Source organism: Caballeronia sordidicola (genome assembly GCF_001544455.2).
Classification (GTDB): Bacteria; Pseudomonadota; Gammaproteobacteria; order Burkholderiales; family Burkholderiaceae; genus Caballeronia; species Caballeronia sordidicola.
Genome location: NZ_FCOC02000010.1, coordinates 78934 through 104507, shown reverse-complemented (window position 1 = coordinate 104507; position 25574 = coordinate 78934). Strand labels below are relative to the sequence as shown.

The window sequence follows — 25574 nt, the reverse complement described above, 5'->3', positions numbered from 1 at the left end:
AATGAAGACCACGACTCTTTCCGCATTGCTCGCAGCTTGCCTGATAACAAGCGCGCCGCTGGTTCATGCGCAGACGCAAGCTGCTTCCACCACGATGGCAAATCCGCTTCCGGATCAGGACAAGGCATTTGTGCAGGCTGCCTCGATGTCATCGTCCACGGAAATAGATGCAGCCAAGATCGCCATGACCAATTCCAGCGACAAGGACGTGAAGTCGTTCGCGCGGCACATGATGATGGATCACACCAAACTGACTGTGCAGTTGAAGATGGCCGCACCGAAGGGCGTCACCGTACCCAAGGACAACTCGGACACGTCGATCCTTGATTCGTTGAAGCCGCTAAAGGGCAAGGAATTCGACACGGCCTATATCAGCAAGGTAGGCGTTGAAGGCCACAAGGAGGCTGTCGACGCATTCCAGAAGGAAATCTCGGACGGACAAAACGCGGACTTGAAGAAGGCTGCGACCAAGGCGCTGCCCACGATCGAGGATCACTACAAGATGGCGCAGGCGCTTGCGGCGAAGAAGGGCGTCACGGCGCAGTAAGCAGCCAGCGCGAAATCCATTCGATACAACATTGGAGTGATTCCATGAAAGATGGAAAACGAATCTTGATGGCAGGTTTGTTCGCAGCTTTGTCCACTGCCGCGCTTGCGCAAAGCGGTGGCGGTGCAGGCGGAGGCAATGGCAACGGTGGGTCGGGCGGCGGCAACGCGCATAGCGCTGCGACCGCGGGCGTGACAAGTGGCGGCGACCCGGCTTCCGGAACCATGGCAAAAAGCGGCAAGACTCACAAGAAGATGACGCGTAAATCCGCAACCGACACAACCAACATGCCCGGAGCAAACGCAAGCAGCGACACGAAGGGACAGTGACACCTTCAGGCGTGGCTGTATGAAGAAAGCGCGGCTCTTCGAGTCGCGCTTTTTCATGTGCGTCGCGACTGAGGCCGGGCGCGGGCCTTGCGTCGAGTGAACGCACGCAAACGTACAGGAGGCTGCAGTGACGCAGACAGTAGGCGACTTTATCGTAGCGAGGCTCCACGCGTGGGGCGTTCGCAGGATGTTCGGTTATCCCGGTGACGGCATCAACGGCGTATTCGGTGCAATGGGCCGCGCGCCCGACAAGATCGAATTCATCCAGGCACGGCACGAGGAAATGGCCGCGTTCATGGCATGCGCGCACGCAAAATTCACTGGCGAGTTGGGCGTATGCATTGCGACTTCGGGGCCTGGGGCATCGCACCTGATTACAGGACTCTACGACGCACGCATGGACCACATGCCGGTACTTGCTATCGTCGGGCAGCAGGCGCGGTCCGCGCTTGGCGGCCACTACCAGCAGGAACTGGATTTGGCCTCGATGTTCAAGGACGTGGCTGGTTCGTTCGTGCAGCAGGCGAGCGTGCCTTCGCAAGTGCGCCATCTCGTTGACCGGGCAGTCAGGATTGCGCTATCCGAACGCCGCGTGACAGCGATCATTTTACCGAACGATTTGCAGGAGACGCCGTATGAAGAGCCCGGCCGTGCACACGGAACGTTGCACTCGGGCGTGGGATGGACCGCGCCGAAAATAGTGCCATACGCCGCCGATCTGGAACGCGCGGCCGCGGTGCTCAACGAAGGAAGGCGCGTCGCCATACTCGCGGGCGCGGGTGCGCTCGAAGCAGGAGACGAACTGATCGCGGTCGCCGACAGGCTCGGCGCGGGTGTCGCCAAGGCGCTGCTCGGCAAGGCCGTGCTGCCCGACGATCTCCCCTGGGTGACGGGTTCGATCGGTCTGCTCGGCACCGAGCCGAGCTATAAGCTGATGACCGAGTGCGATACCTTGCTGATGATCGGTTCGGGTTTTCCGTACGCGGAATTCTTGCCGAAGGAGGGGCAGGCGCGGGGTGTCCAGATCGACGTGAAAGGCGACATGCTGAGCCTGCGTTATCCAATGGATGTCAACCTGCAGGGCGACGCAGCCGAGACCTTGCGGGCGCTGTTGCCGCTCCTCGAGCAAAAGACGGCAAATAGCTGGCGTGACCGGATTTCCCGGTGGAACCGGAACTGGCACGAGACCCTTCACGACCGAGCAATGCAAAGCGCCACGCCGGTCAATCCGCAACGCGTGGCGGTCGAGCTTTCATCGCGGCTGCCGGAAAACGCCATCGTGACGAGCGATTCCGGATCGTGCGCAAACTGGTATGCCCGCGATATCCAGGTCAGGAGCGGCATGATGTGCTCGCTTTCGGGCGGCCTTGCATCGATGGGCGCTGCGGTTCCGTACGCGATTGCTGCGCGTTTTGCGTATCGTGACCGGCCTGTGATCGCAATGGTCGGCGACGGCGCCATGCAGATGAATAACATGGCCGAGTTGATCACATTGATGAAATATCGGCAGCCGGCTGAGGCCGCATGGGTCTGTGTCGTTTTCAATAATCAGGATCTGAATCAGGTGACGTGGGAGCAGCGCGTGATGGAAGGCGATCCGAAGTTCGAGGCGTCGCAACAGATTCCCGACGTGCCTTATCACAAGTTCGCGGAACTGATCGGCATGAAAGGAATCTTCGTGGACGATCCCGAGCGGCTCGGCGCTGTGTTCGATGAAGCGCTTGCTTCAGACCGGCCGGTTCTTGTCGAGGTGAAAACGGACCCGAACGTGCCGCCGCTGCCGCCGCATATCACCGTGAAGCAGGCGAAGGCTTTTGCTTCCACGTTGTTGCAAGGCGATCCGGATCAAGGCAGCGTGATACTCGATACGGCTAAACAGGTGTTGTCGAGCGTGCTTCCTTCGAAGAGCTAGTCGGCACGCGTGGCGTCCAATCACACGGGCGTCGCGCGCTGCAAGTCACGCCATGGACGGCAGCTTCGCCCGGGCCGCAGCCGCCTGGGTCAACCGGCGAAAATAGTCTCCGGTACGTTTTAATCCATCGTCGAGTCCGGTGGCGGGTTGCCAGCCGAGCGTGTTCTGGGCAAACGTTATGTCCGGTTGCCGATGACATGGATCGTCCATCGGCAGCGGCTCGAACATGACTTCGGAAGACGACCCTGTCGACTCGATTATTTTTCGCGCAATCGCCAGCATGGACAACTCGTGCGGATTGCCGAGATTCATCGGCCCTGTGACTTCTTCCGGGCTGTTCATGAGGCGAATGAATGCGTCGATCATGTCATCCACATAACAGAATGAACGCGTCTGCGAGCCGTCGCCGTAGATGGTGACCGGTTTGCCGGCAAGCGCCTGCATCATGAAGTTGGAGATGACCCGGCCATCCGAGGGATGCATGCGAGGACCGTATGTATTGAAGATTCGTGCAATTTTGATCGACAGGCCGTGTTGCCGCCGGTAATCCATGAAGAGCGTTTCGGCGCAGCGCTTGCCTTCGTCGTAACAGGCGCGTGGACCAAGCGGGTTCACGTGACCCCAATAATCTTCCTTTTGCGGATGAACGCGCGCGTCGCCATAGACTTCGCTCGTGGAAGCCTGGAAGATGCGCGCCTTCACACGCTTGGCGAGACCGAGCATGTTGATCGCGCCATGGACGCTCGTCTTCGTGGTCTGCACGGGGTCGTGCTGGTAGTGGATGGGTGAGGCAGGGCAAGCGAGGTTGTAGATCTCGTCCACTTCCACATAGAGCGGAAACGTCACGTCGTGACGCATCAGTTCGAAGTTCGCGCAATCCAGCAAGTGCGCAATGTTGTCTTTGGTGCCGGTATAGAAGTTATCCACGCAGAGGACATCGTGTCCCTGCGCCACGAGCCGCTCGCACAGATGCGAGCCCAGGAACCCGGCGCCGCCAGTCACCAGAATGCGCTTGCGATGATGTTCTTTCATGATGCCCCCAAGTGCTCAAGGTTAAGTCGCGACATACCGCAGCGTCTCGTCCCAGTCCTTGACGAACCGGTCTATGTGAAAGCGTTCCATTGCGACTTTTCGCGCGCCGTCGCCTAGCCGTCGCGCTTCGGACGGATCGCGAATCAGGCGTTGCATCACGTCGATCAACGCGGGCACGTTCGTATCGATGTAACCGCTTTCTCCGTTGCGTATGACCGTCGCGAGTTCGGTTGTCGCCAGTCCGATAATCGGCATGCCGATGGTCATGGCCTCGACTATCGCGAGACCGAGGCTGGTCCAGCGGATTGGATTGAAAAAGAAGCGGTATTGCGCGGTAAATGCCGCCAGGTCCAGATTGCCGATCTCGCCCAGGCCGCCCGCGGACTGTGCGTCCATGCCGACCAGATCCAGCGGTACGTGGTTTTTTACATCGGCGTAGATGTCGCTGCCAAGACGCCGGCCGCGTTGCCGCAGATGGTTGATGACCACCACGCCACGTTCTTTCTCCCCGGTATGACGCACGCCCTCGGGCACGACTACGCCATGCTCGATCACACGCGTCGGCGTTTCGCCGGAATCCCACATGAGCTGGTTGAAATGCGTCACGTGGACCAGCAGCGTCTTGGGATCATTCACCCAGTGCTGCTGCGCGAACGGGTTTTCCTGCGGCGGATCATGTTCTATATAAACTCGCGGCAGATGGCGTTGTTCGTCGTTCAGGACGTCAATGCGGTCGTCGTCCCATTGGGTTTTATGCTGAAACAGGATCACATCGAATTCCTGCGATGCCACTTGATCCGCAGGCACCTCATGCACGTTGGCGCCCCATGGCAAGACGCCGCCAGCGCCGGCGTAACCGGGTGGACTGCCGGGCTTGGTCACGAGGTAAAAGTCGTGATTCGCCTGAGTCAGGTAGTAAAGATAGTTGCCATGCACGTGCCATGTAAGAACGCGCAGGCGCCGGGGAGCGTTATTCGGCATGCGCGGTCGAGAACTGAAAGAGTTGATGAAGGGCGGCCTCGACCACATGTTCAACACGCACGTTGCGCGCGCACGGATGCCCGTAGGGACACTCGCGAAACGCACACGGGCGGCATGATGGATAGTCCGCAAGAACGTGATGCCGGTCTCGGTCGAGCGGCGCCCATCTGCGCGTGTCGCTGCCCGATGCGATTACCACGCTGCATGTCCTCATCGCGGCGGCGACGTGCGACAAACCGGTGTCGTTGCAGACCACCAGCCGGGCATGGGATACGAGCGCGGCAAGACCTCCAAGCGACGTTTTTCCTGCAAGATTGATCGGGCGGCATGTGGTTGCGGCAGCGACGACCGAAGCAAGCGGGTGTTCGCTGGCGGCGCCCGTGATCGCGATCTGCCAGCCTTCGCCGGCAAGCGCTGAGGCTACCTGAGCGAAGCGCTCCGCAGGCCATCGGCGCGATGGCAGTTGAGCGCCCGGATGGATCAGTACAAGGCGGTCCGGTCTCAAGTCGAAACGGCGAACAAGCTCGTGGTATTCGGCCAGATCTTCGACCTTCAAGGGAATCTCGAGGCTCGTGTCGTGAGAGCCGATGCCCAAGGCGCTCATCAAGGCGGTATAGCGCAGGATTTCGTTGAGCGTATCCGGCCATTCGATGAACATGCCATCACGCTTCACTTCGCCAGGCTGAACGAAACCCGCGTTGGCGCGTGCACCCATTCGCCCGGCAATGTCGTTTGCAACGCCGCCGCTTCCATGCATCTGAATGGCGAGGTCCAGACGCCGCGCGCGCATCTCGTCCAAAAAACGTTCGAGATACTCATCCGTCTCGGCTTGCTCGGGAAAGCCGACAGCGCCGGGGAACACGATCAATTCATCGACGAGATGCGCATAGCGCATGACGAAGCTCTGCGCCCAAGGCAAGCCGATCAATGCAATATGCGCGTCGGGTTTCGCCCGGCGCAATGCGCGCAGTGCGGGAACGGCGCATAGCATGTCGCCCAACTGCAATGCGCGGAAGATCGCGATGCGTTCGGTCATAAGAAAAGCACCCTGAATTTCAGCGCGCCGTAGAGCCGCCAATAGATCGAAAGGAAAGGAATGACAATTGACGTGCATGCCATTTCCATTACGTGCAAAGGCGCGCGCGACGTATGCCGCAGACGCTGGGTGCAAAACCATGCTGTCATAGCGATCCATGCAACAGCTGCAAATCCGGCAAGCCGATGATGACCGTAAGCACTGCCGGCGAGGGTAACGATAGCGGCCACGATGATTGCGTAATACAGCAATGGCGGCGCGCTGCGGATGCGGGCCTTGAAAAGTGCAGGATACTTTTTATAAAGCAACGCGTCGAATTGGCTCTTCCTTTGCTGCGAGATGCTCACGCCCCAGCGTGCCGGGCGAACGGGATGCAGCACGATTGCGTCGTCGGCGCGGGCAATCGGGACGCCTGCTTCCATGAACGCGAACTGCAAGTCGGAGTCTTCACGCCAGGCCGACGTATACCTTGCATCGAACCCTCCGATACGTTCCAGCGCGGACCGCCGCGCAAACGTGTTGGCTGTTGCGAACTCGGCATTGGCGAGACCGGCGGCGTCGTTTTCGTAGTCTGTCGGGCGAGCACCCAATGGCACGATGATGCGCCCCGATACCGCGTCGGCCCCCGCCGCAAGCGCCTTCACCCCCGACGATAACCAGCGTGCATCGGGCTGGGTATCGTCGTCGGTGAACGCTATGTTGTTCGCTCGCGAAAGACGCCATCCCGCGTTGCGTGCGCCGGCAGGCCCCTGGGTCGCGGTGACGGCCACGTATCGCACATGAGGCCCGGTGTTCGCATGCTCGAGCGCGATACGTTCAACGCTCGCGCGAGTGGCTTCGTCCGGACCGTCATCGCACACGATGATTTCGAAGCGCGCTGGATCGAAGTCTTGCGTCAGGATGGACGCAAGACAACGCTCGAGCATTGCCGGGCGCCTGTAGGTTGGAACGACCACGGAGATGTCCGGCGTTGCGGAAAACGTGGAATCGGCTGCCAGCGCGTTCGCGCCGGACTCTGCGTTCTCGAAGGTATCGAGCGAATCCGCCGTGAACGTGCTCATGCGCGAACCCCGTTTTTTTCGATCAGGAACGAGCCGATCACGAGTGCATCCAGCGGCGAAGTCCAGAAAGATTCCAGCGCATCGCGTGGGGAATTCACCATCGGCTCACCGCGCGTGTTGAACGACGTGTTGACAAGCACCGGCACGCCGGTTCGTTTGCGGAAGGCGTCGATCAGGTCATAGTAAAGCGCATGTTGTTGGCGGTTCACCGTCTGCACGCGCGCGGTTCCATCGACGTGACGCACGGCGGGAATTTGCGTTTCCTTCGCGGGACGCACGTCGAAAACGAACAACATGAATGGCGCCACGCCACCGTCCACGAACCATTCGTTTGCGTATTCCTCCATGACAACGGGCGCGACCGGCCGGAAGTCTTCGCGATCCTTGATTTCGTTGAGCTTCGCCTGCATGGACGGATCCACGGGCGACGCAAGAATGGAGCGTGCACCAAGCGCTCGCGGGCCGAACTCCGTGCGGCCCTGATACCAGCCGATGACCTTGTTTTGCGCGAGGATGTCTGCGGTCTCCGCCGCCACGTCGCGCATCCGCCGATACGGCGCTTTCGTCCACTTGAGCAGTCGTTCGATCTCTTCGTCGGCAAACGCGGGTCCAAGGTAGGCGTTATCCATTTGCCACTTGCGCGAACGGTCGCCAGCCTCTGCGCGCTTGCGATAGTCGGTCCAGAGCGCCGCGCCCAGCGCGGTTCCCGCATCGCCCGATGCGGGTTGCACCCAGACGTCGCTGAACGGGCCGCGATCCCGCACGCGTGAGTTCATCACGCAATTCAGCGCCACGCCTCCGGCCATCGAGAGAGTGCTGAGACCGGTTTGTTCGTGCAGCCATCCGGCCAGTTTCAGCACGGTCTCTTCCAGCACGACTTGCAGGGAATGCGCGATGTCGAAGTGCCGCTGCGCAAGCAGCCCACCACGTTCACGCGGGGGGCCGAAGCGCTCCACAAGACGAGGCGCATCGACCGTATAGGTTCCGTCTTGCCGGTACTTCACGATCTGCCGGAACACATCTACGTGTTCGGGCCTGCCATATGACGCGAGGGCCATGACCTTGTATTCGTCGGAAGAGTGCAGGAAACCCAGATAGCTGGTTACCGTTTCATAAAGAAGGCCCAGCGAATGCGGCAGCTCGACCTGCCTGAGCCGTGTGTATTCTCCATTGACGAATTTCCCGAGGCTGGTCGTCACTCCTTCACCGCGTCCGTCCATGGTAAGCACTGAGGTATTGGAGAAAGGCGCGGCCAGAAACGCGCTCGCTTCATGGGAAAGGTGATGGTCGACGTAATGCCATTCGAAGCGCGGTTTGCGGCCGCCGCTCCGAAAGCGTTTCATCAGATGATGCGGTGCGCCGTCCACCAATTGCGCGCGCGCGTTCACTATGTAGCTTAAGAACAAGGGATCCCACGGCGATTCGGAGGGATTGGTCAGCGGCTTCACGCCAGGTTCGAGCGGCAGTTCGATGGTCGTACCTACGTGCGAGGGCATCGACGAAAGCAGTTTCGGGTCGTATGAATAGGCGACGTGATCGACATCGGCAAGTTCGATCCCCGCTTCCTTCAGACAATAGTCGATGGCGTCGAACGGCAGTTGCCACGTCGAAAACGGCACCGGCCGCTTTGCATGCTTGATATGCGTGAAGCGCTCGTCCTCAGCGGCCGCAACGACCGTACCGTCCTTGATCAGCGCAGCGGCGCTGTCGTGATACACCGCGTTGATTCCCAATGTGTACATGTCCTGTCGCCTTGATTGAGAAAAGGGTTCATGAGGTTGCAAGTAAGGCCTGTGCTGCTGCCGGCGATTCCGCGTCGCGCAGAAGCCGCATTGCTGCATTGACGACATCCTCCACCGATACGCCAGTGAGGCACGCATGATGTCCTTCGGGACATACGCTGCGGTAACACCACCGGCATGGCACATCGTGATTGAGTACGACGTGCGGTGTTTTCCACGGCGTGTGCTGAGGATTCGTGAGCGCATACAGGTCAACGACTGGCGTTCCAAGTGCGGACGCAATATGCACAGGACCGCTGTTATTCGATATCAGTACCTTCGTGCGCGCAATCAGCGCGGCGAGTTCTCCGAGTTCAAGCGCGCCCGCCAGATTGACGGTCTTTTCGTGCGATCCGCCAACCTGAGCGCAGAGGTCGGCTTCGCCAGGACCGCCGGTAATCAACACGGGCCAGCCAGTCGACTCTGCAAGCTTTGCGGCCGCCTGCGCAAACCGCTCCGCCGGATAACGCCGGGAAGCTGCCGTCGCGCCGGGATGCATCGTGAGGAAGGGTGTGTCGAGCGAAACTCCGCGCTCGGCGAGCTTGGTCGTGAGCGACGCAATATCGTGCGCACGCACGTTGAAGTGCATGCGCTGGTCGGCCGAATGCGCGCCAATGTGCTGCACGAGGCTCAGTTGCCGTTCGACTTCGTGACGTATTCCCGTCTGCGGCTCTGGTTCGGCGACCCAGTCCGTCAGCAGGGCATAGGGGTTTTCACGGCAATGCGCAAGCCGTCTCGGAATGCCCGCCAGATGGCACAGCATGGCAGCGGGCATCGGATTCTGGCTATAGACCGTGAAGATCACGGCCGCGTCGAAGCGCGCGTTGCGCAAACGTGCACACATGTCGAGATCGACGGCCGCATCGGCTGCGCGATCGTTCTTGATCCAGGGTGCGTCGTAGTCGATCACATTGTCGATGTCGTCGACGTAACCGGCTGCCTGTGCGCCCGAACGCGATGCGAGCAGTGTGATGTGGCGACCCGGCGCCGATGTACGCAACGCATGCAAGGCGGGTGTGGTCATGAGCACGTCGCCCAGGTTGTCGAGCCGGACGCAGAGAATGCGCCTGACTTCCTCGCCCCAAGGACGTGCCGGCTGCGCCGCGGGTGCGCGCGCATGGGAATCCATGACGATGTTGACCATGGGCGCCTCTTTCATTGCACAAGCTCCGTGGCCTGCAGGGCGCTTTGAACCGTGAGCGCCGCCTGCTGAAGATCGCCCGCGACACAAAACGGTTCGCGATACGGCCCGCGACGCCAGACGGTTTCATTGCCGTTGTCCAGCAAGATGGTGCGGCACCCCGCGCGATTGCCTGCTTCGACGTCGTCCAGGATGTCGCCGATGAACCAGCTCGACTCCAGTGCGATGTGATGATCGTCTGCCGCCGCCAGCAACATGCCGGGTGAGGGCTTGCGGCAACTGCACGAGCGCTTGTAGGGCGCGATACTGCCTTGCGGGTGATGCGGGCACCAGTAGATGCCGGACAGGCTCGCGCCGCATCTCTTGACAAGTTCGTGCAGCCGCATTTCGACGGCATTCAAGGCTTCGACAGGAAACCTGTCGAGCGCCACGCCGCTCTGGTTGCTGATCACATAAACCGGAACGCCGATGCGCGCGAAAATCTGCAGTGCCTCGAACGCACCGGGCGCGAGTTGCATCAGTTCCGGTTCTACGTTGTACGGAACATCGACGAGCAAGGTGCCATCCTTGTCGAGGAACACAGCCGCGCGACGCTTCCGCGGTTCATGCATTACACGCCGGGACGTCATGCCGATGCGCCTCCGGCCGCGCGTTGTCTTGTCACATCCGCTTCGCTCGCAGCAATGCCCGAGACGCGCGCATAGACGCTTGCCAGGGTGTCCGTAACACCGTCCCATGTGAACATCTCGCGGGCACGTACAAGGCCTGCTTCCCCCATCGAGCGTGCGAGCTGAGGGTCGGTCTTCAACGTGACGAGTGCATGGGCCAACGCCAATGGATCTTTCGGCGCAACGAGCAATCCGGTTTCGCCATGCGCGACCGAGTAGCGAATGCCGCCCACGTCCGCGCCTATCACCGGCGTGCTGCATGCCATTGCCTCAAGCGGAGTGATGCCAAACGGTTCGTACCATGGCGTTGTGACAAATACATCCGCCGCGTTGTAATAAAGACGCAGACGAGCGCGCGAGCGACGGCCGAGGAAGTGAACGTACTCCGGCACGCCACACTCGTGAGCAAGGCCTCTCAAGCGGCCGATCTCGGGCGTTGCGATTTCGTTCGCTTCATCCGAGTTACCGCCGACCACATAGAGATGTGCGTCTTCATCCAGTTTCCTGTTGCACAGGCCAATGGCCCGCACCACGTTGTCAATGCCCTTGCGCGGCACCATGCGTCCAAGCTGCAGCACGATAAAGCGGTCCTGCGGCCAGCCCAGTTCGACACGTGCCGCGTGTTTGTCAGCAGGATGAAATTCGTCGCTGTCAAAGCCGCACGGCACGAGATCGATCCGCGCCGGGTCCGCTTCATAAAGCGACACCAGGTCGGACGTATCCTGTGGACACTCGGCGATTATCGAATCCGAACCCCGAACGACCGCGTCTTCTATGGCGAAGCGTTCGTCCGGGAAGCCGTCCTCTGCTCCCTGATGCAGGCGTCTCACGCGACCCAGCGCATGGAAGGTCGTCACCAGAGGTATGCCCATGGCTTGCTTCACGCGCAATCCCACGAGGCCCGACATGAAAAAATTCGCATGGACTACGTCGTATTGCGTGCGTTCATTGCGAAAAAACTGGATCACGAAGCGGGCGAATTCGTCCATATACGGCAGTAAATTCTCCTTTGCCAATTGCTTCGCGGGACCGGCCGGTACATTGATGACACGTGTCCCATCGAAGCGGGATACAAGCGGCAACAACGACCTGTCACAGCGCGTAAAGACATCGGCCTGATGTCCCTTGCGGGCAAGTTGACGCGCTACGTTTGCGACGTAGATATTTTGACCGCCGCTATCGACGCCGCCGGCAACGGCGAGCGGCGACGCATGTTCGCTGACGAGTGCGATCTTCACGATGGCGTCCCTGGAGAAGGTCTTTTACTGGAGAATGACGGCCGCTGGCGAATTGCGGACTGCACCAGACACAGCATTCGTTGTGCCACTCGCCGAGTGAACGATAGAAGCGTTGGTTCGTTGCGATACCCACGCATTTATTTTGCGTGCGTATGCTTGCTTATTTAGTTAGTGATGCAATGCGTATCCGGGTTATCTCTCGGCTGCGATGTCACGCTCGGCACGCCACACCTCTTCGCGCATGCGCGAAACGTCAGCAGAAATCCTGCGGCGCCGGGACAGCGCCCACGGCAATGCTGCAACCAGCGTGACGGCGTCGCGAGGAAAAGCACCTTCACGGCGAATGACATTGAAAGCGAACCGCGTGGCGGTCCACGCCTCACGCCACGACAGGCGCATCCATGCGACCCACGCGGCATTGCGGGCGAGCATGCGCCTGCGCAAGCCGCTGTCCCGCAGCGGCGAGGGATGATGGTAAAGAATGAGTTCTTCGGCATACACGATGGCGAAGCCGCTTGCCAGAACGTCGAGGGACACGAGTTCTTCTTCGCCGCCAATGAACAAGCGCGGCTCATAGCCCCCTATCTGCCGATAGAGTGACGTGCGAAACACACATGCACCCGCCATGTAACCAATCAGGGAAGGCCCCGGAAGACCGGTGGAATCAAGCGGGCTGCGCGCCATCAGCTTACACGTGTCATCGGTTTCACCGGCTTCGTCAACGAGAACCCGCGCATTGAGCACGCCCGCGCGCGGTGTTCGATCCAATAGCTCCACAGCCCGCGGCAGCGACCCTGCATGCCACCACGTGTCGTCGTCGCAAAAGGCCACGTATTCGGTAATGACGCTCGCTACGCCGAGATTGCGACCGGCCGCGCCAGGATTTTTCTGCGCAATCACGAGCGTGACATGGGGGAAGCGTTCGGCGATCCGTTGTGCCGTGCCATCGGACGAGCCATTGTCGACGACCACCACGGGCGGTCGTTCCGGTAACGCGCACAGCCGGCCGAGCGTTTCGAGTACCTGCACACAGCGGTTATAAGTGAGCACGACGACCGATATACGCGGACCCGGGGCCGTTTGCGGAGCAGCGTCTGGGTCAATGCGCAGGGCATCGTTTTTCATTTGGCTTGCTCGAGCTTCCAGAAGCGTTCGGTGCAAAAGACGTCGTCGTACCCCTCCGGTCCGAACGCCTTGAGCTGACTCGGGTATGCTCTGACGGCATCTTGCTTGAGCGCTTGTTCGCGTTGATTCGCATGCCGATGCAAAGGCTCCGGCGTCGCGACGATACCGCGCGTGGCGAGTTCCGCGAGGCGCGCTTGCAAGCGTCCGGACATGCGCCGGTAGAGCGCATCTTCGTAAGCGACGCATTCGAGCGAGGGGTTCGCCCGCCAGACGTCGATGCAAGCCCGATGCGCGAGTTCATGATCCGAGTGGAAGAGCCCGAACGGAATGAGGAGTGTGTGCGTGCTGCACCTGTGAACTGCTTCGTCGAGTGTCCGCGCGATTGCCTCGGTGCTTGGATGTGCGCCGTAAGGCACGTATTGCGCGTCGAGAAATCCGCCCCGCTCAGGCGTTGCGCCGAGAGTATGCAGTGCCCGGTCGTCCTCGCGGGCGCGCTCTTGCATCGCTTGCGCCGCATTGTCAAAGCCGCACTGCCGGTCCCAATCCGTTGTTACTTGGTCAGCCGGGCAGCCGGAGAAAACGGTATGAACGACCGCGCCGGCGTGCGCGGCGAGCAGGGCGCCACAACTGAAGACGGCGTCGTCGAAATGCGGGGACACGACCAGCGGCCGCGAAAAAGTTTCGGACATGGCGTTTTCGGGCAGGACACGATGCGCCTGAAAACGCAAAACGCGGACCTGATACCGGGGACGCTGTCTCACGGGCTCACGTCCGCGTAGAAATCACTGTCTTGAGTGCCGAAGACGCCTCGACTCACTCAGCCGGGAAGAAAGCTCTCACGCGCGTACGAATTTCGTCCAGTTCGCCTGTCGTGTATGGGCGCTGTTCGGCATCGATGGCGCGCTGATACGCTGCTCCGTCCGGCAGGCGATTGAGCAGTGCGCGTATTTCGCCCGTCATGGTGTGGTCTGCGGGTTCGAATGAATACAGCTGTAGTTTTTTCTCGCCGCGTTCATACATGAGCCATGTGCAGGTAGCGAATACGACAACGCCGACGATCTCCTGGAGGCCGAGGACCAGCGTATCCGGAAGATCCCACGCCTCAAGCAATAAAATTGCGAGCACTCCGGTGACTGCGAGCGTGACCGTTGCGGTGAGGCTATCGCGCATATCGGCGATCAGTCGCTGTGCCCGGTACGTCAGTTCACGGCTGCTGGGCGCCACGAGGGTAGTTTGCAGGGTCGGATCGAAGAGGGGAAGTGATGCCACGGCGCGGTTTCCATCGAATGAATCGGTTTTTCATACTGCTCCAAACACTTTAACGGGCCGTCAACGGAAAAGTTGACGGCTAAACATAGGGATTTGCTTTAGTAAAAGTGGGGACACGCAGGAATTTCCGAGTGCTGCGAAAACACCCGCCGCATTCCCCTGAAGACTTAAAGTCTTCAAGTACGTTGCTGCGCGTTTCCATGCCGCGAACCTCGGGCAAACGATGATTACCAACGGCATGCGCATTGCGCACCATTTTGGATGCGTGCCTCGGCCAGCCTCGTATCGGAGTTAAAATTGCCAATCGGTCCGCGCGCGGAATTGCCGGATGGGGCAGTCGATACAGTGTCACCTGGTGGTGATGCTTTCGTGTGTATGAGTCAGCGTGAAACCGAAAACGGGTTGAACACGCATCGGCCCTTGCCGGCCCTGATTAGCGGACTGGAACGCTTTCTTCCAGGTTTGACGGGCGCATGGCTATCAAGCACTTCTGTTGAGAAAGCAAGTCCGTCGAGAATCGTCCTTCTGTCCCTATTGAACGCGGCTTGAATATAATGGCGTCCGCCCAAGCGAGACACAAGCAAGCAAGCGAGCGAGCATGGATGGCGTTTTTAGCCGGTCGGATCCGTTTGGATGCGCCCGCGAGGATCATCGTTGCCCCGCTGTGAGTCAGGCGAAGCGGCATCTATCGACCATTGAAGCGTCACGAGCGAGGCCCTGGAGTGAGTGAGATATCAACATCGACGGTCCCGCCGAAGAGCAATGGCACCGGTCATGAGAACGCGGCCGATGACGGTCCGGGCTCCGCGCACCGTTCGAGTTCGCTGAGTTTTCCCGTCGTCGGCATAGGCGCCTCCGCAGGTGGCGTCCAGGCATTGCTGCGTTTTTTCGAAAATGCCCCGGCGGATATGGGCATGGCGTTCGTTGTCGTCCTGCATATGTCGGCGAAGCACGTCAGCAGCGCTGACAAGGTCCTGCAGAACGTGACCCGCATGCGTGTGCTGCAGGTCAGCGGGCCGATTCCAATTGAACCGAATCACGTGTATGTCATCGCGCCGGGCAAGAACCTGACCATGTCGGACGGTTATCTGAATGCACGCGATGTCGAACCCAACACCGGCCGCCCGGTCAGCATAGACCGGATGTTTCGCAGTCTCGCCGAGGCGCATGGCCAGCATGTCATGTGCATCGTCATGTCGGGAACCGGCAGTGATGGCGCGGTAGGCATCGCGACCGTGAAGGAGCGCGGCGGCGTGACGCTCGCGCAGGAACCGAACGACGCCGAATACGCCGAGATGCCACAGAACGCCATCCAGACAGACCAGGTCGATCTGGTGATGCCTGTCGTGGAAATGCCGCAGCGGTTGCTGGATATATGGAACAACGCGAAGCGTATCGCGCTGCCGGAGGCAGATCCACCCTCGTTGAGCCCGAATGAGCGAGCCGACCGCCGGGGTGAAGCAGAGGTAGCGCTGCAAGACATCCTTTCCACTTTGCGATCGCGCACGGGCCACGATTTTCGTTTTTATAAGCGCGCCACCATGTTGCGCCGCATCGAGCGGCGTCTGCAGGTGAACGGCGTACCGGACCTGATTGCGTACCGTGACCTGTTGAGGGAAAACGGCCGCGAAACGGGCGCGTTGCTCAAGGACATGCTGATTGGCGTGACGAGCTTTTTCCGCGATCGGGAAGCTTTCGAATCTATCGGGCGCGACGTCTTGCCCGCGCTGTTCCAGGGCAAGAACGAGGGCGATCAGGTCAGGACGTGGGTGGCGGGATGTTCGTCGGGCGAAGAAGCGTATTCGCTTGCCATCCTGCTTTCAGAGCAGCGTGAGTTGCTTCGCTCGACGGCCAATATCCAGGTGTTCGCCACCGATATCGACGAAAGCGCGGTCTCCCGCGCGCGGGCCGGCGTGTACCCGGAGTCGATCATGACGGATGTGCCGCCGTCTTCGTTGCGGCAATTCTTTGTCAAGACGGGCGCGCACTACGAGGTCGTGAAGAGCATCCGCGAGAAGATCCTGTTCGCCATGCACAACGTGCTGCGCGATCCGCCGTTCTCGCGCCTCGACATGGTCTCCTGCCGCAATCTGCTGATCTATCTGGACCGGAGCGTGCAGCATCAGGTGCTCGAAATGTTCCATTACGCGCTCTATCCCAACGGATATCTGTTTCTTGGCAGTTCCGAATCGGCCGACTCGGTGGAAGACCTGTTCACGATCGTGGACAAGAAGAACCGGGTGTATCGCGCGAAGGCGGCCAAGTTGCCGCACCGTCCTGCGCTGGCTTCGCCGACCATAAACGCGGGACGGGCTCCGAGCAATGAGGAGCGGGCGTACGCGATGGTTCCGGGACGCCGCAACTTCTCGTTCAACGCGTTGCACCAGCGCGTGCTGGAACAATATGCGCCGCCAAGCGTGATCGTGAACCGGGATTCGAAGATCGTTCACATGTCCGACAACGCCGGCCGTTTCCTGCGTTATGTCGGCGGCGAGCCATCGAGCAACCTGATTGCAGTCGTGTTGCCCGAACTGCGGCTCGACCTGCGCACGGCGCTGTTTCAGGCTGTGCAGACAGGCAACAGCGTGGAAGCGCGCCGCGTGAAGCTGCAGCGTGACGGGCATCCGTCCTTCGTGAACATGACGGTGCGCCCGTTTCACGACGCCGCCGCCGATGGGGACTTCGTCCTCGTCCTGTTCGATGAAGTACAGGAGGCGATGACGGAAAACGTGGTGGCGGCGCAATACGATGCCGGCCACGAGACCGTGATGCAGCAGCTCGAACAGGAATTGCACCTGAGCAAGGAGCAGTTGCAGACGACTATCGAGCAGTATGAAACGTCGACCGAGGAACTGAAAGCGTCGAACGAGGAATTGCAGGCCATCAACGAGGAACTGAGGTCGGCAACGGAAGAACTCGAAACCAGCAAGGAAGAGCTGCAGTCGGTCAACGAGGAACTCATCACGGTCAACGCGGAACTGCAGACGAGAATCGAGGAAACCGGCAAGGCCAACGACGACCTGCAGAACCTGATCACGTCCACGGACATTGCGACGATCTTCGTCGACCGCGGGATGTTCATCAAGCGCTACACGCCCAGCGCCGCCACGGTGTTCAACCTGATCGGCGCGGACGTGGGGCGCTCGCTCTTTGACATCACGCACAAGCTGAACTACCCCGAACTCGCCGATGACGTCAGCGCGACATTCCAGTCGTTGAGGCTGATCGAGCGGGAAGTGGCGTCCAGCGACGGCCGGTGGTTCCTCGCACGTTTGCTGCCATACCGGACGGCAGACGATCGGATCGACGGCGCGCTGCTGAGTCTTATCGAAACGACCGCGCGCCGCAGCGCCGAGGCAAACGTGCGGGCCGGCGAAGAGCGCCTGCGGCTCGCAGCCCAGACGACCAACGACTTCGCGATCATCGTGCAGGACCCGGATGGCCGTATCGTGAGCTGGAATGCTGGCGCCGAGCGTGTGTTCGGTTATTCGGAGCACGAAGCAGTCGGGCTGAATATAGAAGTGATCTACACCTCGAAGGATCGCGAGATAGGCGCCCCTGGGCGCGAGCGTGAAATCGCCCAGCACGACGGGCGCGCCGACGACGAACGCTGGCAAGTCGCGAAGGGCGGCCGCCGCGTGTATTGCAGCGGCGTGGTGACGCCGCTCAACGATCCAAAATTCACCGGATACGCAAAGATCCTGCGTGACCTGACCGATCGCAAGACCCAGGACGATGCACGCCAGACCCAGCTTGCACAAGAGCGTGCCGTGCGCGCGCAAGCCGAAGCCGCGAACCGGTTGAAAGACGATTTCCTGGCCATGCTGTCGCACGAATTGAAACATCCGCTCAACCTGATCCATGTGAAGGCGGAGATGTTGTCGCGCATTCCGGAAGCGCGCGGCGTGCAGGTCATCCAGCTCGCAGCGCAGGCTATCCAGCGGGCCGTAGTGGGACAGGCCAAGATCATCGACGACTTGCTTGACCTGTCGCGTGTACGCACGGGCAAGCTCGCGCTCAATCTCGCGGCGGGCGACGTCGCACAGATGCTTGCAACCATTGCAGCCGCCGCCGAGGCCGAAGCCGCGTCGCGCGGTATTGCGCTGTCGTTCGTCGGGCTGGACGAGCCGCTATGGACCAAGGTGGATTTAGTACGCTTCGACCAGATCGTGTGGAACCTGCTGAGCAACGCACTGAAGTTCACGCCGCGCGGCGGGTCGGTTTCCGTGCGCTTAAGCCGGGAAGGCGACGAACTGCGTATCGACGTGACCGATACCGGCATTGGCATCGAAGCGTCGTTGTTGCCGCACATCTTCGAGATGTTCTCTCAGGGCATTGAAGCACGCCGCAGGACAGGCGGTGGCATGGGAATTGGACTCGCGCTGGTCAAGCAACTCGTGGAAATGCACGCGGGCCGCGTGCTCGCGCAGTCGGATGGCGCGGGGCGCGGGACCACCGTGAGCGTCTGGCTCCCGCTCGTGGAAGGCCGGCCTGCCCGGACCACCACGGAAGAACAGGAGCGCAACGGTTTGCTGGCGGGCGTGCGCACGCTCGTGGTCGACGACGACGCGGAAACCGCGATTGCGTTCGCCGCATTGCTGCAACTCGAAGGCGCCGTGGTCATGACTGCGCACAGCGGCAGCGAAGCGCTTGCGTACCTCGATCATGAACCTGTCGACCTTCTGCTTTGCGACATCGGCATGCCTGGAATCAGTGGTCATGAACTCATCGACCAGGTGCGCTCAAACCCTCAGTTCGCGAACTTGCCCGCAATTGCATTGACGGGTTATCCGGCAAGCGTGGATGAGAACGGGTCAAGGGCAAAAGGATTCGACCTTTCGCTGACAAAGCCTGTTTCGCTCGATGCGCTGATTGCCGCCGTCGAGCAGGTGTTTTTCTGGCGCGGCGCGCATGGTGGAGAAACGCACGACGGTGACGCGGGTGGTGAGCGCGGCGGTGATACAGATAAACAGGCTTGAGCGCGCCACTACTTGTGGATCTCGTCGCGCAAGCGGATCACATCGCGCGTGGTGACGGGGGACGCATTGTTACCCCAGGTCGTCCTGATGAACGTCAGCACTTGTGCGATCTCGGTGTTGGTCAACGTGCCCGCATAGGCGGGCATGTTCTTGCGCGGCGGCCCTTGTCTTGTGTCGGGCGAATTGCCGCCCTCGATCATGAGGCGAATCAGCGACGTGGTGTCGGCGCTCAACACGGACGGGTTGCCCGCGAGTTTTGGATACTCTTGCGCCGTGCCTTGTGCTTGATCACCGTGGCACTTGGCGCAGTACGAAAGGTAGACTCCCGCGCCGGGCCGTTCGATATTACCCGTGCGCGCCGCCGCTGTTGTCTGCCTTGCCGCAAGCGATCGAGGTTCGTACGTCCCTGAGGGTTTCTCCGGCGGCAGGCTCTTCAGATAATGCGCGATGGCGTCCAGGTCATCGTCGTTCATGTACTGCGTGCTGTCTTCCACGACCTGCACCATGCTGCCGAAAGCGACCAGGCCGCCGCCATGTCCTGATTTCAGGAACGTCGCGATCTCATCCTCATGCATGCGGCCGAGGCCAGCGCCCGTGTCGCCGGTGAGATTGGGGGCGAACCAGTGATCGTTGGTCCCGCCCGTGAGGTATTGCCGGGACGACTCGGTGTAACCGCGTTCCTGGTACGCCGGACCGCGTGGCGTGTGACACGCGCCGCAATGCCCCAGGGATTGCACGAGATACGCGCCACGGTTCCATTGCGCATCGCGATCCGCGCGGACCACATACAGCCCATTTGGCGCGAATGCGAAATTCCAGAAGGCGAGCGCCCAGCGCTGATTGAACGGGAAGGGCAGCTTTGTCGGCGGTGCAGCGCGGGCGACGGGCTCAACGCCGTGCATGAAATACGCGTAGAGGGCGTGCATGTCGTCGTCGTTGATCTTCGAGAACGACGGGTAGGGCATCGCCGGATATAGATGCTTGCCGCCGCGCGCCACGCCCTCGCGCAAGGTTCGCGCAAAGTCGTCATAGCTGTAGTCGCCAATGCCGTATTGTTTGTCGGGCGTGATGTTGCTGCTGACGATCGTGCCGAAGGGCGAGGCCATGCCGAGGCCGCCCGCGAAGGGCGCGCCGCCCTGGGGCGCGGTATGGCAACCGGCGCAGTCCGCGGCCTTCGCCAGATAGCCGCCGCGTGCGATCAGCGCCTGACCGGCATCCTGGGCGTAAGTTTGCCTTACAAGCGCAAACAGACACAGGAGGGCGAAGATGGCGGATCGCATCGGGCTCACCAGGGTTTGCACGGCGAAACAATAAGCGCGGCGAGCGCCGTCGCAATCAGGCCGAGCACGAACATGGGGCTCGCGAGGATGGCAACGCGATACACGAAGCGTGCGGCCCTGCGGTCGGGATCGGGTTCCTTACCCGCGCCGGTCGAGCGCCAGCCGCGCCAGGCGGCGACAAGGCCGCCCAAGGCGACGGCAAGCGCCACCAGACTCACCGCGCCAATGTAGGCATGCAAGGCCGGCAGCCTGGGATGCACCAATGGATCCTGCGCCGGATAACACGCCTGTGCCGCGAGCGCTTCGCACACGCAGATCTGCACGATCCACGCGAGCGGCGCGCCGAGCAGCGCGTATATCTGCTGCATGACCTGAAGCGCGATGGGTCGGCGTGCCGGCACGGCGTATCTCCTAGAGCACGTAAGGGCTGATATAAAGCGTGGTGAAGATGAAGAGCCAGACGATATCGACGAAATGCCAGTACATCCCGCCTACAGTCAGCACCGTATGGCGCCGGTCATCGAAGTAACCTAGCGCGGTCCACGCCAGCAGCAAGCCGAGCACGATAAGCCCAGCCACCACGTGCAACATGTGAAAGCCCGTAATGGTGAAGTAGAGCGAGCCGTACAGATGCGACGCGGGTCCATAGGGATGATCGTGCCATTCCTTCAATTGCACGCCTGTGAACAGCATGCCCAGCACGATTGCAATGCCCACCCAGATCACTGCAAGGCGTCGCCTTCCGCGTTTCACCGCGTGCTCGCATAGCACGACAAAGAGACTGCTGGTCAGCAGCACGGCGGTATTGAAGAGCGCCGGCCCCATCTTCGGCATGCCATCGGGCGGCCATTTGCCGCCGCCCTGCGAGAAGAGATACAGGTAGCTGAAGATCAGATAAGCGAACAGCGCCGCCTCGGTTGCGATCAGCATCCACATGCCCCACCAGCCGCCGGAGTGCCGTCCTGCCGTGCCCACGGGCAGCGGCCGCGCCGCGTCCAGCGCATCGTTCGTCAGATCAGCCAAGCGCGTCTCCCTGAGGTTCACGTTGAACGAGCGCACGCTCGGGCCACAGCCATGCCACGAGCGAAGCGGCGAATCCCAACAGCGTGGCGAACGCGAGCCACCAGATGTGCAGCAGCATGGCGGCGAACAGCAGCGTGGCGAACAGGCCAAGGAAGAACGGCGCGTAAGAGTCACCGGGCATCTTCAGGATGGCGTCGGGACGTCCGTCGAGCGCGCGCGTGGCGAGCGCTTCGCGGCCGTGATCGAGGATCATGCCTTCGTCGAGCACGCTCCGGCGCGCACGCGGATTCCCTGCTTCGATGCGTTCTTCCCACAGCGGATGACCGCTTTCCACAACCGGTATGGTCGCGAAGTTATAGGGCGGAGGGGGCGACGAAACCGACCATTCGAGCGTGGGCGCATCCCACGGATTCTTGCCGGCGGCAGGCCCGCGTTTATAGCTCCACACAAGGTCGCCGATAAACATCAGCACCCCCGCCGCAAATACGAACGAGCCGATGGACGTCACCATGTTCACCGTGTTCCAGCCCATGTCGCCGGAGTACGTATAGATGCGTCGCGGCATGCCGAGCAGTCCCGCTATGTGCATCGGAAAAAAGCCGAGATTGAAACCAATGAACATCACCCAGAAGGTGAGCTTGCCGAATCGTTCCGTCATCATGCGTCCGGTGAACTTCGGAAACCAGAACACCACGCCACCAATCACGGGAAACACGTTGATGCCGAGCAGTACGTAATGCAGATGCGCGACGACGAAGTAGGTATCGTTGAGTTGCCAGTCGAGCGGAACTGCGGCCGTCATCACGCCAGAGACGCCGCCGATCACGAAGAGCAGCACGAAACCCGCGAAGTAAAGGAACGGAACCCTGAATACGGGGCGTCCCGTCCAGATGGTCGCAATCCACGCGAAGGTCGCCACCGCGCTGGGAATCGCGATGACCATGCTCGCCGAGCCGAAGAACGCGAGCGCCAGCGCCGGAATGCCAGTGGCGAACATATGATGGATCCACACGATAAAACCAATCACCATGGTCGCGACCGTCGACAACGCCACGGGCGTATAACCGACCAGCCGGCGGCGGCAGAAAACCGGCAGCGCGTCGGACACAATGCCCATTGCTGGCAGCACGACGGCGTAGACCCACGGATGGGCGAACATCCAGAAGAGATGCTGCCAGAGCAACGGACGGCCGCCGTTGAGGACATCGAAGAAATGCGTGCCGAACTGGCGGTCGAGCCAGAGCAGGAAGAACGCGAGGCTGACCGCGGGCACTGCAAGCAGGTTGCCGCCCGATGCCGTAAGCGTGCCCCATACCAGCACTGGCACGCGATCGATCGACATGCCCGGCGCGCGCATGCGGATCAGCGTGACCACGAAATTGGCGGAGCCCACCGTGGTCGACGCACCGAGCAGCACCATGCCGAGCGCATAGATATCGATGTTCGGACCCGTGTTGTATTCGAGGCCGGACAGCGGCACATAGTTGAACCATCCCGCGTTGGGCGCTTGTCCGAATGGAAAGCTCGAATAAAGGAAGATGCCCGCGAAGAGGAACAGCCAGTACGAAAGCGCGTTCAGGCGCGGGAACGCCATGTCGCGCGCGCCGAGGATCAGCGGCCACAGGTAGTTGGAAAACCCTGAAAGTACAGGCAGGGCATAGAGGAAAATCATCGTTACGCCGTGCATGGTGAAGAGCTGGCTGTATTGCTCCGGGGTGAGTACGGTGGCGTCAGGGCGTGCAAGCTGCACGCGCATGATCAGCGCTTCCACGCCGCCCATCAGCAGGAACACGAACGCCGTCACGAGATAACGCAAGCCAATGCTTTTGTGATCGACCGTCGATAACCAGCCGCGCCAGCCGGGCGCCGTTTCCCATATTTCGGCAAGACGCTTTTCACGCGCGCTTCCCTCGGGCACGCGGCCGGTTTCAGGAACACGCGAATCCACCGATGACAGGTCGCTCATGAACCGTCGCTCCTCGTTGGTCTATTTGAGTGTGGCGAGATACGCGGACAAGTTCGCCGCTTCTTCGCGTTTCAACGCAATGCCCGGCATCAGCGAGTCAGGCTTGATGCGTTGCGCACCCGTGATCCATGCAAGCTGGTTTTCCGCCGTGTTCGTAAGCGTGCCCGCCGCGATCAGCCGGCGCGAGTCCAGATGCGTGAGGTCGGGCGCCTGAGCGCCTTGCGCGTCCGAACCGCGCACAGCATGACAGCCGGCGCATTTATCGAGGAAGAGGGTTTTGCCGGCGCTGACATTCGCATTGTTCGATGACGCGGGCACGCGCGCTTGCGCCGCGCTCCATGCGGCGAACTCCGCACGGTTTTCGGCGACTACCTCGAACGCCATATGCGCATGCTGTGCGCCGCAAAACTGCGAACATTGTCCGCGATAGACCCCAGGCACATCGGCCTGAAGCCATTGCTCATTGGTCTGGCCGGGGATCGCCTGCGTCTTGCCAGCAAGTCTCGGCACCCAGAACGTATGAATCACGTCCGCGCTTTTCAGCTTGATGCGTACGGGTTCGCCAGCGGGAATATGAATTTCGTTCGCGGTGACGAAACGCAGGGAAGCGTCGGCGGCATCGTCGTAGGCGACCTTCCACCACCAGTCGTACGCCGTCACTGTAATCGTCAATGCGGGCGTTTCAGCGGGCGTCGCGACACGGTTGAGCGTGACGAGCGCATAGACCAGCATGGCGACAAGCACGGGCACTGACAGACCCACGCCGATCACGATCCATCGCAAGCCGTCATTGCCCTGAACGAGTTGATCGAGCGGCGCGTTTGCCCGTCGCCGATGGATTGCGACGATCAGCAAGACGCCGACGATCACGCATACCAGAACGCAGATAGCCGTAAAAATCCAGTCCAGCGTAAGCGTAGGAGCAGCCGCGGGACCTGCCGCGTGAAGGAAATAGTTCAGCGGTGCGCTGTCGCTGCCGTGAATGTGCTGTACGGGCGCGGTCAGCGGCATGTCGAACTGCGACGGCTGCGGTCTGGCATTGAATGCTCCGGCGTCCTTGAACTCACATGGACCAAGCCCTTAGCAATTCACATTCCCTACTAAATACTTTCGGTCAGCAGCGTGCGGCAGTGACGCGCAATCTGCTTTTCCTCTTGCGTCTCGATCACGTCGAACCGGACGTGGAGGAATTCGAGGCCTTGGCAGATGCGTTCGCGCACCGAACTGGCATGTTCGCCAATTCCGCCCGTGAACACCACACGGTCTAGTCCGCCCATCAACGCCGCATAAGCGCCAATGGTCTTGCGCACGGCGGTGCAAAAAATATCGATGGCAAGTTCAGCGTCCGCGTCACTGCGTTGCAGCAGGGCCTGCATGTCGTCGTTCGAATCGGAGAGACCTTTCAGGCCGCTCTCCTTGTTGATCAGATGCTCGAGCGTGTCGGCATCCAGTCCGCCTGTTCGCATCAGATACACGAACACGCCGGGGTCGAGTTCGCCGGTGCGCGTCGCCATGGGGATGCCGCCGGTTGGCGTCAGGCCCATGGTGGTATCGATTGACCGGCCATTGTGGATGGCGCACAGGCTCGCGCCGCTGCCCAGATGCGCGACCACGAGCCGCTCAGGCAGATCGTGGCCGAGACTCGACACAATCGACTCATACGAGAGGCCGTGAAAGCCGTAGCGCACCACGCCTTCGGCGGCGTAGTGCCTGGGAAGCGCCAGGTGCGTGGCGCGCGCGGGCATGGTCTGGTGGAACGCGGTATCGAGGCAGGCGTAATGCGGTACATCGTTGAAAATCTCCTGCGCCTGTTCGAGCAGCGCGAGCGATTGCGGCAGATGCAGCGGCGCGAATTGCACGGCGTCGCGAAGCGTTTGCGTGACCTTGTCCGTGATCAGCGCGTGCATTCGCAGGTGCGGACCGCCATGCACAATGCGATGCCCAACTCCGGCAAGCGGTTGACCGAGATGCTCATGCAAGGCGTCGGCCACGTGCTGCAGCGCGTCGTGCTGCGACTCCATTACATGGCTCTGCTGAATATCTATGGATCCGTCCGCGGAACGCATGGTCAACGACCCATCCTCGCGCCCGATCCCTTTCGCGCTGCCCGTCAACCATGCTTTCTCGTCGCCGCCATCCGGCGCATACACGCCAAACTTCAGCGACGACGATCCGCTGTTCAACACCAGGATGTCCTGTGCCATGG

General features: G+C 60.9%; 21 protein-coding genes. 4 read left to right on the top strand and 17 right to left on the bottom strand.

The window, feature by feature from the left end; translation table 11 throughout:
- Position 1 precedes the first annotated feature (1 nt).
- From AWB64_RS17225 to AWB64_RS17215, 3 genes are all read left to right on the top strand, one after another.
- Positions 2 to 547, top strand: coding sequence for a DUF4142 domain-containing protein (locus AWB64_RS17225; protein ID WP_060856647.1), 546 nt, complete (start codon positions 2 to 4; stop codon positions 545 to 547).
- Positions 548 to 591: 44 nt separating this feature from the next.
- Positions 592 to 876 (top strand): hypothetical protein, encoded by a 285-nt coding sequence (locus AWB64_RS17220; protein WP_060856646.1) that lies wholly within the window; start codon positions 592 to 594, stop codon positions 874 to 876.
- Between the two features lie 127 nt (positions 877 to 1003).
- On the top strand, positions 1004 to 2788 hold the full coding sequence (locus AWB64_RS17215; protein WP_060856645.1) for a thiamine pyrophosphate-requiring protein: 1785 nt from the start codon (positions 1004 to 1006) through the stop codon (positions 2786 to 2788).
- 45 nt (positions 2789 to 2833) lie between these two features.
- On the opposite strand, the gene AWB64_RS17210 is transcribed toward AWB64_RS17215, so the two are convergent.
- The 11 genes from AWB64_RS17210 to AWB64_RS17160 all read right to left on the bottom strand — a co-directional run bounded on the left by AWB64_RS17210 (position 2834) and on the right by AWB64_RS17160 (position 14120).
- Positions 2834 to 3820: a UDP-glucuronic acid decarboxylase family protein gene (locus AWB64_RS17210; RefSeq protein WP_060856644.1), complete on the bottom strand. Its 987-nt coding sequence runs from the start codon at positions 3818 to 3820 to the stop codon at positions 2834 to 2836.
- 21 nt (positions 3821 to 3841) lie between these two features.
- Positions 3842 to 4801 (bottom strand): glycosyltransferase, encoded by a 960-nt coding sequence (locus tag AWB64_RS17205; RefSeq protein ID WP_060856643.1) that lies wholly within the window; start codon positions 4799 to 4801, stop codon positions 3842 to 3844.
- Positions 4791 to 5837: a glycosyltransferase family 9 protein gene (locus AWB64_RS17200; RefSeq protein ID WP_060856642.1), complete on the bottom strand. Its 1047-nt coding sequence runs from the start codon at positions 5835 to 5837 to the stop codon at positions 4791 to 4793. Before AWB64_RS17200 ends, AWB64_RS17205 begins: the two co-directional genes overlap by 11 nt.
- On the bottom strand, positions 5834 to 6898 hold the full coding sequence (locus tag AWB64_RS17195; protein ID WP_082850521.1) for a glycosyltransferase family 2 protein: 1065 nt from the start codon (positions 6896 to 6898) through the stop codon (positions 5834 to 5836). The genes AWB64_RS17200 and AWB64_RS17195 overlap by 4 nt, the downstream gene beginning before the upstream one ends.
- Positions 6895 to 8640, bottom strand: coding sequence for a carbamoyltransferase family protein (locus AWB64_RS17190; protein WP_060856641.1), 1746 nt, complete (start codon positions 8638 to 8640; stop codon positions 6895 to 6897). Before AWB64_RS17190 ends, AWB64_RS17195 begins: the two co-directional genes overlap by 4 nt.
- Positions 8641 to 8668: 28 nt before the next feature.
- The gene (gene waaF / locus AWB64_RS17185; protein WP_060856640.1) at positions 8669 to 9838 is read right to left on the bottom strand and encodes a lipopolysaccharide heptosyltransferase II; all 1170 of its coding nucleotides are present in this window, start codon (positions 9836 to 9838) and stop codon (positions 8669 to 8671) included.
- Positions 9835 to 10431 carry a D-glycero-alpha-D-manno-heptose-1,7-bisphosphate 7-phosphatase gene (locus AWB64_RS17180; RefSeq protein ID WP_060856639.1) on the bottom strand — a complete coding sequence of 199 codons (597 nt, stop codon included), beginning with the start codon at positions 10429 to 10431 and terminating at the stop codon, positions 9835 to 9837. Before AWB64_RS17180 ends, waaF begins: the two co-directional genes overlap by 4 nt.
- A 14-nt stretch (positions 10432 to 10445) precedes the next feature.
- A complete protein-coding gene (locus tag AWB64_RS17175; protein WP_060856638.1) occupies positions 10446 to 11726 on the bottom strand; it encodes a glycosyltransferase family 4 protein in 1281 nt (426 codons plus the stop codon).
- Between the two features lie 192 nt (positions 11727 to 11918).
- Positions 11919 to 12851, bottom strand: a complete 933-nt coding sequence (locus AWB64_RS17170) for a glycosyltransferase family 2 protein (protein ID WP_060856637.1) — start codon at positions 12849 to 12851, stop codon at positions 11919 to 11921.
- Positions 12848 to 13540 carry a PIG-L family deacetylase gene (locus AWB64_RS17165; RefSeq protein ID WP_060856636.1) on the bottom strand — a complete coding sequence of 231 codons (693 nt, stop codon included), beginning with the start codon at positions 13538 to 13540 and terminating at the stop codon, positions 12848 to 12850. The genes AWB64_RS17170 and AWB64_RS17165 overlap by 4 nt, the downstream gene beginning before the upstream one ends.
- A 124-nt stretch (positions 13541 to 13664) precedes the next feature.
- Positions 13665 to 14120 carry a hypothetical protein gene (locus AWB64_RS17160; RefSeq protein ID WP_060856635.1) on the bottom strand — a complete coding sequence of 152 codons (456 nt, stop codon included), beginning with the start codon at positions 14118 to 14120 and terminating at the stop codon, positions 13665 to 13667.
- A gap of 824 nt (positions 14121 to 14944) precedes the next feature.
- On the opposite strand from AWB64_RS17160, the gene AWB64_RS17155 reads away from it, so the two are divergent.
- On the top strand, positions 14945 to 19099 hold the full coding sequence (locus tag AWB64_RS17155) for a CheR family methyltransferase (RefSeq protein ID WP_374728630.1): 4155 nt from the start codon (positions 14945 to 14947) through the stop codon (positions 19097 to 19099).
- An 8-nt stretch (positions 19100 to 19107) separates the two neighbouring features.
- On the opposite strand, the gene AWB64_RS17150 is transcribed toward AWB64_RS17155, so the two are convergent.
- The 6 genes from AWB64_RS17150 to AWB64_RS17125 all read right to left on the bottom strand — a co-directional run bounded on the left by AWB64_RS17150 (position 19108) and on the right by AWB64_RS17125 (position 25572).
- Positions 19108 to 20379 carry a c-type cytochrome gene (locus AWB64_RS17150; protein ID WP_082850520.1) on the bottom strand — a complete coding sequence of 424 codons (1272 nt, stop codon included), beginning with the start codon at positions 20377 to 20379 and terminating at the stop codon, positions 19108 to 19110.
- 5 nt (positions 20380 to 20384) lie between these two features.
- Positions 20385 to 20780: a hypothetical protein gene (locus AWB64_RS17145; RefSeq protein WP_060856634.1), complete on the bottom strand. Its 396-nt coding sequence runs from the start codon at positions 20778 to 20780 to the stop codon at positions 20385 to 20387.
- A 10-nt stretch (positions 20781 to 20790) separates the two neighbouring features.
- Positions 20791 to 21402 carry a cytochrome c oxidase subunit 3 gene (locus tag AWB64_RS17140; RefSeq protein WP_060856633.1) on the bottom strand — a complete coding sequence of 204 codons (612 nt, stop codon included), beginning with the start codon at positions 21400 to 21402 and terminating at the stop codon, positions 20791 to 20793.
- Positions 21395 to 23368, bottom strand: coding sequence for a cytochrome c oxidase subunit I (gene ctaD, locus AWB64_RS17135; RefSeq protein WP_060856632.1), 1974 nt, complete (start codon positions 23366 to 23368; stop codon positions 21395 to 21397). The genes AWB64_RS17140 and ctaD overlap by 8 nt, the downstream gene beginning before the upstream one ends.
- A gap of 21 nt (positions 23369 to 23389) precedes the next feature.
- Positions 23390 to 24379 carry a cytochrome c oxidase subunit II gene (gene coxB, locus AWB64_RS17130; RefSeq protein ID WP_060856631.1) on the bottom strand — a complete coding sequence of 330 codons (990 nt, stop codon included), beginning with the start codon at positions 24377 to 24379 and terminating at the stop codon, positions 23390 to 23392.
- 89 nt (positions 24380 to 24468) lie between these two features.
- Positions 24469 to 25572 (bottom strand): acetate/propionate family kinase, encoded by a 1104-nt coding sequence (locus AWB64_RS17125; protein ID WP_060856630.1) that lies wholly within the window; start codon positions 25570 to 25572, stop codon positions 24469 to 24471.
- Positions 25573 to 25574: the final 2 nt, after the last annotated feature.